Annotated in this window: 12 protein-coding genes and 1 riboswitch; of the genes, 6 read left to right on the top strand and 6 right to left on the bottom strand. The window is 70.3% G+C overall.

Going from position 1 to position 11,663, the window contains the following annotated elements; translation table 11 throughout:
- Nucleotides 1-45: 45 nt before the first annotated feature.
- From nagA to ACWGI2_RS28775, 3 genes are all read right to left on the bottom strand, one after another.
- On the bottom strand, nt 46-1,185 hold the full coding sequence (nagA, locus tag ACWGI2_RS28765; RefSeq protein ID WP_453698443.1) for an N-acetylglucosamine-6-phosphate deacetylase: 1,140 nt from the start codon (nt 1,183-1,185) through the stop codon (nt 46-48).
- Nucleotides 1,185-2,168, bottom strand: coding sequence for an ROK family protein (locus tag ACWGI2_RS28770; protein ID WP_453698445.1), 984 nt, complete (start codon nt 2,166-2,168; stop codon nt 1,185-1,187). The genes nagA and ACWGI2_RS28770 overlap by 1 nt, the downstream gene beginning before the upstream one ends.
- Before the next feature lie 330 nt (nt 2,169-2,498).
- Nucleotides 2,499-3,392 (bottom strand): SIS domain-containing protein, encoded by an 894-nt coding sequence (locus tag ACWGI2_RS28775; protein WP_453698447.1) that lies wholly within the window; start codon nt 3,390-3,392, stop codon nt 2,499-2,501.
- A gap of 132 nt (nt 3,393-3,524) precedes the next feature.
- Here ACWGI2_RS28775 and ACWGI2_RS28780 point away from each other — a divergent pair, with 132 nt between their 5' ends.
- Genes ACWGI2_RS28780 through otsB form a run of 3 tightly spaced genes read left to right on the top strand, consistent with a single transcriptional unit; the run spans nt 3,525 to nt 5,944 of the window.
- A complete protein-coding gene (locus ACWGI2_RS28780; protein ID WP_453400844.1) occupies nt 3,525-4,790 on the top strand; it encodes an extracellular solute-binding protein in 1,266 nt (421 codons plus the stop codon).
- 10 nt (nt 4,791-4,800) lie between these two features.
- On the top strand, nt 4,801-5,067 hold the full coding sequence (locus tag ACWGI2_RS28785; protein WP_453400705.1) for a DUF3263 domain-containing protein: 267 nt from the start codon (nt 4,801-4,803) through the stop codon (nt 5,065-5,067).
- A 16-nt stretch (nt 5,068-5,083) separates the two neighbouring features.
- Nucleotides 5,084-5,944: a trehalose-phosphatase gene (otsB, locus tag ACWGI2_RS28790; RefSeq protein WP_453400704.1), complete on the top strand. Its 861-nt coding sequence runs from the start codon at nt 5,084-5,086 to the stop codon at nt 5,942-5,944.
- A 217-nt stretch (nt 5,945-6,161) separates the two neighbouring features.
- Here the strand turns inward: otsB and ACWGI2_RS28795 are convergent, their stop codons facing one another.
- The 3 genes from ACWGI2_RS28795 to ACWGI2_RS28805 all read right to left on the bottom strand — a co-directional run bounded on the left by ACWGI2_RS28795 (nt 6,162) and on the right by ACWGI2_RS28805 (nt 8,844).
- Nucleotides 6,162-7,562 (bottom strand): alpha,alpha-trehalose-phosphate synthase (UDP-forming), encoded by a 1,401-nt coding sequence (locus tag ACWGI2_RS28795; RefSeq protein WP_453698448.1) that lies wholly within the window; start codon nt 7,560-7,562, stop codon nt 6,162-6,164.
- 101 nt (nt 7,563-7,663) lie between these two features.
- Nucleotides 7,664-7,816, bottom strand: coding sequence for a hypothetical protein (locus ACWGI2_RS28800; RefSeq protein WP_453698450.1), 153 nt, complete (start codon nt 7,814-7,816; stop codon nt 7,664-7,666).
- 83 nt (nt 7,817-7,899) lie between these two features.
- The gene (locus ACWGI2_RS28805; RefSeq protein ID WP_453698451.1) at nt 7,900-8,844 is read right to left on the bottom strand and encodes a glucosyl-3-phosphoglycerate synthase; all 945 of its coding nucleotides are present in this window, start codon (nt 8,842-8,844) and stop codon (nt 7,900-7,902) included.
- A gap of 168 nt (nt 8,845-9,012) precedes the next feature.
- Nucleotides 9,013-9,147, top strand: a riboswitch (SAM riboswitch).
- Between the two features lie 17 nt (nt 9,148-9,164).
- On the opposite strand from ACWGI2_RS28805, the gene thrC reads away from it, so the two are divergent.
- The 3 genes from thrC (at nt 9,165) to ACWGI2_RS28820 (ending at nt 11,489) form a co-directional block, all read left to right on the top strand.
- Nucleotides 9,165-10,475, top strand: coding sequence for a threonine synthase (gene thrC / locus ACWGI2_RS28810; protein ID WP_453698452.1), 1,311 nt, complete (start codon nt 9,165-9,167; stop codon nt 10,473-10,475).
- 110 nt (nt 10,476-10,585) lie between these two features.
- Entirely contained in the window at nt 10,586-10,861 is a 276-nt protein-coding gene (locus tag ACWGI2_RS28815; RefSeq protein ID WP_190083788.1) for a MoaD/ThiS family protein, read from the top strand.
- Between the two features lie 424 nt (nt 10,862-11,285).
- A complete protein-coding gene (locus tag ACWGI2_RS28820; protein ID WP_005315736.1) occupies nt 11,286-11,489 on the top strand; it encodes a cold-shock protein in 204 nt (67 codons plus the stop codon).
- Nucleotides 11,490-11,663: the final 174 nt, after the last annotated feature.

The raw sequence follows: 11,663 nt of genomic DNA on the forward strand, positions 1-11,663 counted from the left end.
AAGAGAAGGCGGTTGGCCCAGAGGTCCGGGCCAACCGAGTTGGGCCTAACCGGGCTCGACCACCCACTCGCCCTTGCGCATGACGCCCACCAGGTCGAACTCCGCGTCCAGGACCACCAGGTCGGCGTCCTTGCCGGGCTCCAGCGAGCCGACCTCGTCGTACATCCCGAGGAGCTTGGCGGGGTTGGCGGAGATGGCCCGCACGACGTCGTCGACCGGCAGCCCGTCGACGGTCACCGAGCGCTTGAAGGCACGGTCCAGGGTGAGGGTCGAGCCCGCGATCGAGCCGCCGTCGACGAGGCGCGCGACGCTGTCCTTCACCTCGACCTCCAGCGGGCCGAGCATGTACCGGCCGTCGCCGAAGCCCGCCGCGTCCATCGCGTCCGTGATGAGCGCGGTGCGGGCGGCGCCCGCGTGGTGGAAGGCGAGCTCGAACGAGGCCGGGTGCAGATGCGTCCCGTCGTTGATCAGCTCGACCGTGATCCGCTCGTCCTCCAGAAGCGCGGCGATCGGGCCGGGCTCGCGGTGCCCGAGACCCGGCATCGCGTTGTAGAGGTGCGTCGCGACGGTGGCGCCCGCGTCGATGGCCTGCACGGTCTGCTCGTACGACGCGTCCGTGTGCCCGATGGCCGCGATCACGCCGTGCTCGGCGAGCAGCCGTACGGAGTCGATGCCGCCCGGCAGCTCGGTGGCGAGCGTGAGCATCTTCGCCCGGCCGCGTGCCGCGTCGATCAGCTTGCGCACCTCGGCGGGGTCCGGGTCGCGCAGCAGGCCCTCGCTGTGCGCGCCCTTGCGGCACGGCGAGATGAACGGCCCCTCGAAGTGGATGCCCGCGATGTCGCCCTGCTCGGCAAGCTCGCTGAGCATGCCCGCCCGCTGGGCGAGGAAGTCCATCTCGCCGGTGACGGTGGAGGCGACGACCGTGGTCGTGCCGTGCAGGCGGTGCGTGTGGACACCCTTGAGTACGTCCTCGACGGTGCCGGAGGTGAAGGAGGCACCGCCGCCGCCGTGGTTGTGGATGTCGACGAAGCCGGGGACCACCCAGTGGCCGCTGAGGTCGATCGTCTCGGCGTCCGCGGGAGCGCTCCCCACGATGCGCGTGCCGTCGACGATCACGCGGCCGTTGGGAAGGGTCCCGGTGGGCAGGACCACCTGAGCACCGGCGAGAACTTTGCTAGCGGCCATCAGGCGGTTACCTCCGTGGAGTCTGGGTCGGGGTCGGTGGTGTCGGGGCCGGTCGGCTCGGGTTCGCCGAGGAGATCCCAGGCGAGCAGGCCCGCGCCCAGGCACCCGGCGGTGTCCCCCAGAGCGGCGGGGACGATGAGGGGCTGGGTCTGGAACTGGACGATCCGTTCCGTCATGGCCGCCCGCAGGGGTGTGAACAAGGTTTCCCCCGCCTCGGCGAGACCGCCACCGATGATCAGGGTGTGCGGGTCCAGGAGGGTGAGGGCCGTGATGAGGCCGTCGGCGAGCGCGTCGACGGCGTTCTGCCAGACCTCCAGGGCCCGCGGGTCGCCCGACTCCACGGCCTTCGCGCAGTCCGCGGCGTCCGCCTCCGGGTCGCCGCTGGCCGCCGCCCAGGCCTCGCTGACGGCGGACGCGGAGGCGAGCCGCTCCAGACAGCCGCGCTGGCCGCAGCCGCAGGGCGGTCCTCCGGGGCGCACGATGATGTGCCCGATCTCGCCCGCGGAGCCGTGGGCGCCGGGTTCGATGCCGCCGCCGATGCCGATGGCTCCGGCGATCCCCGTGCCCAGCGGCACGAACAGGAACCGGTCGGCGCCTTTGCCCGCGCCGATCCGGCCCTCCGCGAGGCCGCCCGTGCGGACGTCGTGGCCGAGGGCCACGGGTACGCCTTCCAGCCTGCGGCTGAGCAGCTCCCGCATGGGGACGTCGCGCCAGCCGAGGTTCGAGGCGTAGACCGCGATGCCGCGGTCGGTGTCGACGATCCCGGGGATCGCGACGCCGGCCGCGGCGGCGGGCTCCCCGAACTCCTTGATCCCGTGGGCGCGGAGGTCGGCGGCGAAGCCGAGGATGGACTCGACCACGGCCTCGGGCCCGCGCTCCCGGCCGGTGGCCCGCCGCGCCTCGTACAGGAGCGCGCCGTCCGCCCCGACCAGGGCGGCCTTCATTCCGGTGCCGCCCACATCGAGGGCGATGACGTGTCTCACGGGGACAGTGTCGCGCCTACGCCGCGAGAGGTCTAGTCCACTTCGGGGGGTTGCCCGCGGCCAAAGGTCCCTTTCGGGACGGGGTGCCCCTTTGCGCCATACGGCTGCAGGGGGCTCGGCCCCCCGGCAATCCCGACGCTGCACGGGGAGCCCTCCACACAGACAAGCCCGCCGCTTCGCGGCGGATCTCTCCCTCCCACCCACCCATTACCCCGCAGGGCAATCGGGTGGGTGGGCGGGAGACATCCGCCGCGAAGCGGCGGTTCAGGGTCGGCGCCCACCCACCCGAGGATGCCGGCGGCGGTTCAGGGTCGGCGCCCAGCCGCCCCCTCAGCCCAGAATGACGCTCCGCGTCAGGTTCCGCGGCCGGTCCGGGTCGAAGCCCCGCGACTCCGCCAGCGCCACCGCGAGCCGCTGGGCCCGGATCAGGTCCGCCAGGGGGTCCGCTTCCTCCCGGGCCACCAACTCCCCGCCCACCCGGGCGACATCCCCCGCAAGACCCTCCGGCAGTACACCGAACATCCACGCCACCCGGCCGGGGCCGGTGATGGAGATCGGCCCGTGGCGGTACTCCATCGCCGGGTACGACTCCGTCCACGCCCCCGCCGCCTCCCGCATCTTCAGCGCCGCCTCGAGGGCAAGGCCGTACGTCCAGCCACGACCCAGGAACGTCCACTGCTCAGCCGCCAGAACCGCCGGAGGCAACGGCTCCGACACCGCGAGCTCCGCGTCCACCGCCGCGTCGGCCACCGACTTCACACCGGGGATCTCACCGAGCCCCGCCCGCAGGAAGGCCAGGGCCGTCGTCGCGAAGCGGGTCTGGACGACCGACTCCTCGTCCGCCCAGTCCAGAACCGCCACCGAGTCGGCCGCGTCCATGACCGGAGTCTTCGGGTCGGCCGTCAGGGCCGTGGTCGGGACCACGCCCTTCAGCTCGCCGAGGAGCTCAAGGACCTCCGTCGTCGTACCGGACCGGGTGATGGCCACCACCCGGTCGTACTTCCGCCCCGCGGGGAACTCCGACGACGCGAACGCGTCCGTCTCACCCTGCCCGGCAGCCTCGCGCAGCGCCGCGTACGCGATGGCCATGAACCACGACGTCCCGCACCCGGTGACGGCCACCCGCTCGCCCGGCGCCGGGAATCCCTCGAAGGTGAGAGCGGCCTCGGCCGCCCGGTGCCAGCAGGCGGGCTGAGTTGCTATCTCTGCTGCGGTACGCGACATGCGTCAAGGCTCCTTGCCGGTGGGACGTCATTGGTACGCCGTTGCACAAGCGATACTGGGGTGGTGTAGACCTCGTGTCCATACGCGAGGGAAAATCGCAGTTCACGTAGATCATCGAGGGTGGGAACAGCTGTGCAGCGGCGCGCGACAGGACTGACCGCGGCGATAGCCGCACTGGGCATGGCGGCGGTACTCGCCGGCTGCGGCGGTCCGGGCGACTCCGGCGACGTCACCCTCAAGCTGGTGGCCGCCGACTACGGCGACTCCAAGGACAACAGCTCCCAGAAGTACTGGGACAAGCTCGCCAAGAAGTTCGAGGCCCAGAACCCCGGCATCAAGGTCGACGTCGACGTCTACTCCTGGACCGACGTGGACCGCAAGGTCAAGGAAATGGTCAAGGCGGGCGACGCCCCCGACATGGCCCAGATCGGCGCGTACGCCGACTACGCCGCGGCGGACAAGCTCTACCGCACCGAAGACCTGGTCTCCATCTCCACCCAGGCCGACTTCATGGCCCCGCTCTCCGAGGCGGGCGAGCTCAAGCGCGTCCAGTACGGCATGCCCTTCGCCTCCTCCACGCGCCTGCTCTTCTACAACGAGAAGATCTTCAAGGACGCCGGTCTCACCCCGCCGCAGAGCTGGAGCGAGCTCGCCGCCGCCGCCAAGACGCTCAAGGCGCGCGGCGTGAAGATCCCCTACGCCCTGCCGCTCGGCAAGGAAGAGGCGCAGGCCGAGACGATGCAGTGGCTGCTCAGCGGTGGCGGCGGCTACACCGACAACGTCGGCACGTACGACATCGACTCCGCGCAGAACGTGAAGACCTTCAGCTGGCTGAAGGACGAACTCGTCGGCAAGGGCCTGACGGGCGCCACGCCCCCCGCCAAGCTCGACCGCGCAGAGGCCTTCGCCGCCTTCACGCGCGGCGACGTGGGCATGCTCAACGGCCACCCCACGCTGATGCAGATGGCCGCGAAGAAGGGCGTGAAGTACGGCATGGTGCCGATGCCCGGCGTGAACGGCCACGCGCAGGCCACCATGGGTGTCGCCGACTGGATGATGGCCTTCAAGCAGAAGGGCCACCGCGAGGAGATCGGCAAGTTCCTCGACTTCGCCTACAGCACGAAGAACGTCCTGGACTTCTCGCGCGAGTACGACCTGCTGCCCGTCACGAACTCCGCCGCCGAGGAGATGACGGGCAACAAGAACGACAAGGCGCTCGCCGAGTTCCTCGACGAACTGCCCACCTCGCAGCTGTACCCCGTGGGCAAGACGTCCTGGGCGCAGGTCTCCGTCGAGGTCAAAAAGTACATCGGCAAGGCCGTCGACGAGCACGGTAATCCGGCGTCGATCCTCAGCCAGATCCAGACCAAGGCGGCGACCGAGGAGAACTCGGAATAGCGTGACGGGCATGACCGATGCCAACGCCACGGACGACGGCTTCCCCGACACCGGCCTCTCCGAGCGCGACCGCGCGATCCTCGCCCTGGAGCGCCGCGACTGGGTGACAGGACCCGGCGCCAAGGAGCGGGCCGTGCGCGAGCAGCTCGGCCTGGTGCCGGTCCGCTACTACCAGCTCCTGAACGCCCTGCTCGACGATCCCCGCGCCCTCGCGCACGATCCGGTCACCGTCAACCGGCTTCGGCGCGTCAGGGAGTCCCGGCGCGGGGAGCGTTGAGCGTAGGGTCGGGCCCATGGGTGACCCTGTGTACTCGCCGTACTCTCCCGAGCTGCCCGAGCCCGTGACTCCGGCCGGGCGTGAAGGCCTCGCCGCGCTCCTCGCCCGGCCCGGGAAAGCCGTGATCGCGCTCGACTTCGACGGCACGCTCGCCCCGATCGTGCCCGACCCCGAGCAGGCCCGCGCCCACCCCGGCGCCGTCCCCGCCCTCGCCGCGCTCGCGCCGAAGGTGCTCTCCGTCGCCGTCGTCACCGGGCGCCCCGCGGGCGTGGCGGTGCGCTACGGCGGCTTGGCGGGTGTCCCGGCCCTCGAACACCTCGTCGTGCTCGGGCACTACGGCGCCGAGCGCTGGGACGCCGTCTCCTCCGCCGTGCACGCGGCCGAGCCGCACCCCGGCGTGGCGGCCGTGCGCGCCGAACTGCCCGGCTTCCTGGACACGATCGGTGCCTGGCGCGGCACGTGGATAGAGGAGAAGGGCCGGGCCGTCGCGGTCCACACCCGCCGCGCGCAGGATCCGCAGGCGGCCTTCGAGGCACTGCGCGAGCCCCTCGCCGAGCTGGCGTCCCGCCACGGCCTCATCGTCGAACCGGGCCGCCTGGTCCTGGAGTTGCGCCCGCCGGGCATGGACAAGGGCGTGGCCCTCGCCGAGTACGTACGCGAAGTGGGCGCGGAGACCGTCCTGTACGCGGGCGACGACCTGGGCGACCTGCCCGCCTACGCGGCCGTGGAGAAGCTCCGCTCGGACCAGGTGCGGGGCCTGCTCGTGTGCAGCGGCAGCGCGGAGGTGGCGGAGCTTGCCGAGCGGGCGGACCTGGTGGTGGATGGCCCGGGGGGCGTGGTGGAGCTACTCGGAAGCATCGCCGCACAGCTGGCCTGACCGGCACGAATTCTGGCGCGGGGGCCTTGGTTGCCGTCAATCACCGGCTTCGCCGAGTTCGTCCTCAAACGCCGGACGGGCTGGAAGTTTCCGGCCGGGCTGGATAGATCCAGCCCGGCCGGCGTTTGAGGCCATCTTGTGCGGGGTCTGGGGCGGAGCCCCAGGTAGGTCCGGGGCGCAGGCATGGTTTTCGGGAAGGGGCGGGGTTGGGGATAAATCAAGCCTGTAGTGCCCGCAGCTGGTCCAGGAACCACTGGGCCGGGGGGAGCGCCGTAGCCGCCGCGGCGAGCCGCTTCGTGCGTTCCGCGCGCTCGCCGACCGGCATGGTCAAAGCCGCGTGCAGCGCGGCGGAAGTGCCCGTCACGTCATACGGGTTGACGACGAGAGCCTCCTCGCCCAACTCCTCGTACGCCCCCGCCTCTCGCGAGAGAACCAGCGCGCACCCGTCATCGGAGACCACCGGCACCTCCTTGGCCACCAGGTTCATCCCGTCCCGGATGGGGTTCACCAGCGCCACGTCGGCGAGACGGTACGCCGCCAGCGACCGGGCGAAGTCGTCCTTCACGTGGAGGACCACCGGGGTCCAACCCTCCACCCCGTACTCGGAGTTGATCTCGTCGGCCAGCGCCTGCACGGACGCCGTGTAGTCGCGGTACACCGCGAGGTCCTGCCTCGACGGGTAGGCGAAGGCCACGTGCACCACCCGCTCCCGCCACTCGGGCCGCGATGCCAGCAGCTCCCGGTACGCCAGGAGTCCCCGCACGATGTTCTTCGACAGTTCCGTCCGGTCGACGCGGACGATCACCTTCCGGCCGGTACCCACCTGCTCCCGCAGCGCGACGAGCCGCTCCTCCACATCCGCCCGCCGCGACCGCTCCCGCAGGAAGTCCCCGTCGGCCCCGAGCCCGTGCACCCCGATCCGCGTACCGGTCGTACCGCCGAGGACGGCGACGCAGCACTCCGTGAACGCGTCCGCCCACCGGCCCGTCAGGAACGCCGCCCGGTCGGCCCCCAGGATGCCGCGCAGCAGCTGTTCCGCGACGTCGTCCGGCAGCATCCGGAAGTAGTCCACCGGCGCCCACGGTGTGTGCGAGAAGTGGCCGATGCGCAGGTCGGGGCGCAGCTCACGCAGCATCCCCGGCACCAGGGACAGGTGGTAGTCCTGGACGAGGACCGCCGCGCCCGCCGCGGCGTTCTCGGCGAGCGCCTCGGCGAAGGCCCGGTTGTAGGTCTCGTACGACGCCCACTGCGCCCGGAACTCCGGGCCGAAGGCCGGTTCGAGCGGGGTCTGGTAGAGCATGTGGTGGACGAACCACAGCACCGAGTTCGCGATCCCGTTGTACGCGTCGGCGTGCACTCCCTCGTGCGAGCCCGCGTCGATGTCGAGCATCCGCACGCCGGGCTCGCCGACCCCGCGCCGCACGGCCTCCCGGTCGCCGTCGCCGAGGGCCGCGCAGACCCACAGGGCGTCCGCCTCGTCGCCGATCGCGCTCAGGCCCGAGACGAGTCCGCCTCCGCCCCGCTTCGACGTCAGTTCCCCGTTCTCCTCAAGGGTGTACGTGACGGGGCCGCGGTTGGACGCGACGAGGACCTGGGCGGCGGCGTGCTCGGAGACCATGTGCCGAACCTAGCCCTTCCGGGAAGGCCTCAAACGTGGGGCCGGACCCGCAAGGGCCCGGCCGTATACGTTCAGGGAACGGCGCCTTCAGGGAGCGACGCCTAGTCGCGTCTGTAACCGCTTCTGCTCCTCGCCGCCGCCACCGCCAGCGCGCTCAGTGCGCACAGCGCGATCGCGAGACCCGCGTACAGCATCGTGTCCGATTCGCCGCCCCTGCCCTTGTCGGCCGCCGCCGCGGCGGCGGGCACGGCCATGGCACCGATGCGGCGTACTTTTCGCATTACCCGTCTGAGCCACATAAGTGGGGAATGTAGACAAAATGCCCGGCTTGGGGTGGTTACGCCACGCGGCGTGCCGTGTACTCCGCGATGCCGCACATCGGCGGGCGCTCCTCCGTGTCCACCGAATGGGTCCGCGGCTCGAACCCGTGCTCGCCCCGTTCGAACTGAGTGAGCTCGGGCCGTACGAGATGGCCGCGCGCGAGCCGCAGCTGTGCCGTCCGGTAGATCGCCGCCGCCATCCGGCCGAGCGCCTGCCCGTCCTGGTGCCGGTGCTTGCGCACGCCGACATCCACCTGCGCGAGCGCGTCAAGGCCCACGGTGTGCAGCGCGTCGACCAGCAGGCCCAGCTCCACTCCGTAACCGACGGGGAACGGAAGCCGCTCCAGGAGGGACCTGCGCGCCGCGTACTCGCCGCCCAACGGCTGGACGAATCCCGCCAGTTGGGGCCAGTGCATATTGAGCAGCGGGCGCGCCATCAGCTCGGTCACCCGGCCACCCTGACCTGCGGTACCGGCCAGGGGGCGGTCGTACATCGCCTTCACGAAGTCCACGTCGGGCTCGGTCAGGAGCGGGCCCACGATCCCGGTGACGAAGTCCGCCGAGAACTCCTTCAGGTCCGCGTCGACGAACGCGACGATGTCACCGCCGGTCACCAGGAGCGAGCGCCACAGGACCTCGCCCTTGCCGGGCACGGCCGGAACGCGCGGCAGGATCTCGTCCCGGTGCACGACCCGTGCGCCCGCCTCCCGCGCGACCTCGGCCGTACGGTCCTTCGAGCCGGAGTCGATCACCACGAGCTCGTCGACGAGCGAGACCTTCTCGACCAGCTCACGGCGGATCTCGGCGACGATCTCGCCGACCGTCCCCTCCTCGTCGAGCGCGGGCAGGACGACACTCACCGAGGCCCCCGACGCCCGTTTGGCGGCGACGAGTGCGCTGAGCGGACGGTCGGCAACGGACCAGGAACGCCTGGTCAGCCAGCGCTCGGCCTCTTCCAGCACGGGTGGCTCCTCCTGTGTGTGGCCTACATGTGATCCATCTCGCGGTTCGGACGACTATCTCAAGGGTCCAGGCCGTCGGTTACAGTCTTGAACAACGCGGATGACCATCGCATGTCGGGGGTCATCGCGTAACAAATGCCCCGGGCCCATGAAGCCCCGGCGCCATACCGCTCATCCAGAGGGGCAGAGGGATACGGCCCGTTGAAGCCCCGGCAACCATCCCGCCGACCGCGCTCGCGAGGTCTCGGTGGGGAAGGTGCCAATTCCGTCTCGCGGCGAGATGCGCCGCGAGGAAGATGAGGAGAAAGGGCCTCGCCTCCATGGCTGCGCAGACTGTCGCAACGAACGACACCACCCCCTCCACCACCACGGGTTCCGTGGACCTCGGCCCCGCGTCCGGCCTCTCTTGCCGCGAGTGCGGCGAGCTCTACGCCCTCGGCCCGATCTTCGCCTGCCAGGCCTGTTTCGGCCCGCTCGAAGTCGCGTACGACCTGCCGACCGGTGACCCCGAGGCGCTCCGGAAGCAGATCGAGTCCGGCCCCGACAACATCTGGCGCTACGCCCCCCTGCTGCCCGTCCCCGCGGACGTGGCCGAGAAGCCGAACATCAACCCCGGCTGGACCAAGCTCGTCAAGGCCGACAACCTCGCCCGTGAACTCGGCGTCGAGCAGGGCAAGTTGTTCGTCAAGGACGACTCCGGCAACCCCACGCACTCCTTCAAGGACCGCGTCGTCGCGCAGGCCATCGAGGCGGCGCGTGCCTTCGGCTTCACCACCCTGTCCTGCTCGTCCACTGGCAACCTCGCCGGAGCGGTCGGCGCCGCCGCGGCCCGCGCCGGCTTCCGCTCCTGCGTGTTCATCCCGCACGACCTGGAGCAGGGCAAGGTCGTCATGGCCGCGGTGTACGGCGGCGAGCTCGTCGGCATCGAGGGCAACTACGACGACGTGAACCGCTTCTGCTCCGAGCTCATCGGCGACCCGCTGGGCGAGGGCTGGGGCTTCGTGAACGTGAACCTGCGGCCGTACTACGGCGAGGGCTCCAAGACGCTCGCGTACGAGATCTGCGAGCAGCTGGGGTGGGTCCTTCCCGACCAGCTGGTCATCCCGATCGCGTCGGGCTCGCAGCTCACGAAGATCGACAAGGGGCTGAAGGAGCTCATCAAGCTGGGTCTTGTCGAGGACAAGCCCTACAAGATCTTCGGCGCCCAGGCCGAGGGCTGCTCGCCGGTGTCCACGGCCTTCAAGGCCGGGCACGACGTCGTTCGCCCGCAGAAGCCGGACACCATCGCCAAGTCGCTCGCCATCGGCAACCCCGCCGACGGGCCGTACGTCCTGGACATCGCGCGCCGCACGGGCGGTGCGGTGGAGGACGTGAACGACGAGCAGGTCGTGGATGCGATCAAGCTGCTCGCTCGGACCGAGGGGATCTTCGCGGAGACCGCCGGGGGTGTGACGGTCGGCGTCACGAAGAAGCTGATCGAGGCGGGGCTCATCGACCCCTCCCTGACCACGGTCGTGCTGAACACGGGTGACGGCCTCAAGACCCTCGACGCTGTTGCCGAGACCTCTCAGGCGACGGCGACGATCAAGCCCAGCCTCGACGCGTTCCGCGCCGCCGGGCTCGCCGACTAGCCGCCGTAGGGCCTGATCGCCGTCGCCGACGGGCGGTCGTGGTCCGTCCTCGCGCAGTTCCCCGCGCCCCTTGCAGGGGCGCTTCCTCCCCGCATCAAGAGGTGAATCCCATGAGCGTCAAGGTCCGCATCCCCACCATTCTTCGCACCTACACCGGCGGCCAGTCCGAGGTCGCCGCCGAGGGGGCGAACCTCAGTGAGGTCATCGCCGATCTGGAGAAGAACCACGCCGGTATCGCGGCCCGTGTCCTGGACGACCAGGGCAAGCTGCGGCGCTTCGTGAACGTGTACGTGAACGACGACGACGTCCGCTTCGAGCAGGGCCTTGAGACCGCGACGCCGGACGGCGCCGGTGTCTCGATCATCCCCGCCGTCGCCGGCGGCTGATCCTTTTCCCAAACACCCTGCGTAATCCTGATTGCCCCCTCCGCGAGAGAAGTGGAGGGGGCAATTCCATGTGGTTGAGCGCGGTACAGTTGGGAAGCGAGCTTCCCCGTTTGTGCCGAGCGCATATACGAAGTCGCCCCGAGGGCGACAAGAAGTAGCCAAAGTGCACTGCCCATTTGCCCTTCTCGTGGCATTTGTCTGGCCCGACTTGCCCTGAATTCCGGCGAATTCTCCGCATATAACCGATCAGGCGTGCCCAGAATTCTCGTCCGATTGACCTGTTGCAGAGGGCAGTTGGACAGATACATTCAGCCGCGGTCGACGCGTTCCGGCGCACGCCTCCACAACCCATTGGGGGGGTGAGGTCTGACCCGGGTCCGCGAAGTGCGGGCCCGTGCAAGGGCCAGTAATAGGGGAGTTAGGCATGGCTCAGGGCACCGTCAAGTGGTTCAACGCGGAGAAGGGGTACGGCTTCATCGCGGTCGACGGTGGTGCGGATGTTTTCGTCCACTACAGCGCGATTCAGATGGACGGCTACCGCACCCTTGAAGAAGGTCAGCGAGTGGAGTTCGAGATCTCGCAGGGCCAGAAGGGTCCGCAGGCGGACATGGTCAAGCTCGCCGTCTGATCTCGGCGCGATCGGCCAGCGACTTAGCGAGTGACGAGGGGCCCGTATCCCGACAGGGGTACGGGCCCCTCGTGCGTCCTCGGCTCCGGCCCGCCGCGCACCCCCTGGACGCGCGCCCCCTCGTACGTCGGGGATCCACGAGAGGCGCTTGCACTCGCAGGGGTCGAGTGCTAA

Source organism: Streptomyces sp. NPDC054866 (genome assembly GCF_053610745.1).

Bases quoted from the DNA above. Each gene is read 5' to 3' on its own strand.
- nagA (WP_453698443.1), bottom strand. From the start codon at position 1,185: ATGGCCGCTAGCAAAGTTCTCGCCGGTGCTCAGGTGGTCCTGCCCACC.
- ACWGI2_RS28775 (WP_453698447.1), bottom strand. From the start codon at position 3,392: ATGTCGCGTACCGCAGCAGAGATAGCAACTCAGCCCGCCTGCTGGCAC.
- ACWGI2_RS28785 (WP_453400705.1), top strand. From the start codon at position 4,801: ATGACCGATGCCAACGCCACGGACGACGGCTTCCCCGACACCGGCCTC.
- otsB (WP_453400704.1), top strand. From the start codon at position 5,084: ATGGGTGACCCTGTGTACTCGCCGTACTCTCCCGAGCTGCCCGAGCCC.
- ACWGI2_RS28795 (WP_453698448.1), bottom strand. From the start codon at position 7,562: ATGGTCTCCGAGCACGCCGCCGCCCAGGTCCTCGTCGCGTCCAACCGC.
- ACWGI2_RS28800 (WP_453698450.1), bottom strand. From the start codon at position 7,816: ATGGCCGTGCCCGCCGCCGCGGCGGCGGCCGACAAGGGCAGGGGCGGC.
- thrC (WP_453698452.1), top strand. From the start codon at position 9,165: ATGGCTGCGCAGACTGTCGCAACGAACGACACCACCCCCTCCACCACC.
- ACWGI2_RS28815 (WP_190083788.1), top strand. From the start codon at position 10,586: ATGAGCGTCAAGGTCCGCATCCCCACCATTCTTCGCACCTACACCGGC.
- ACWGI2_RS28820 (WP_005315736.1), top strand. From the start codon at position 11,286: ATGGCTCAGGGCACCGTCAAGTGGTTCAACGCGGAGAAGGGGTACGGC.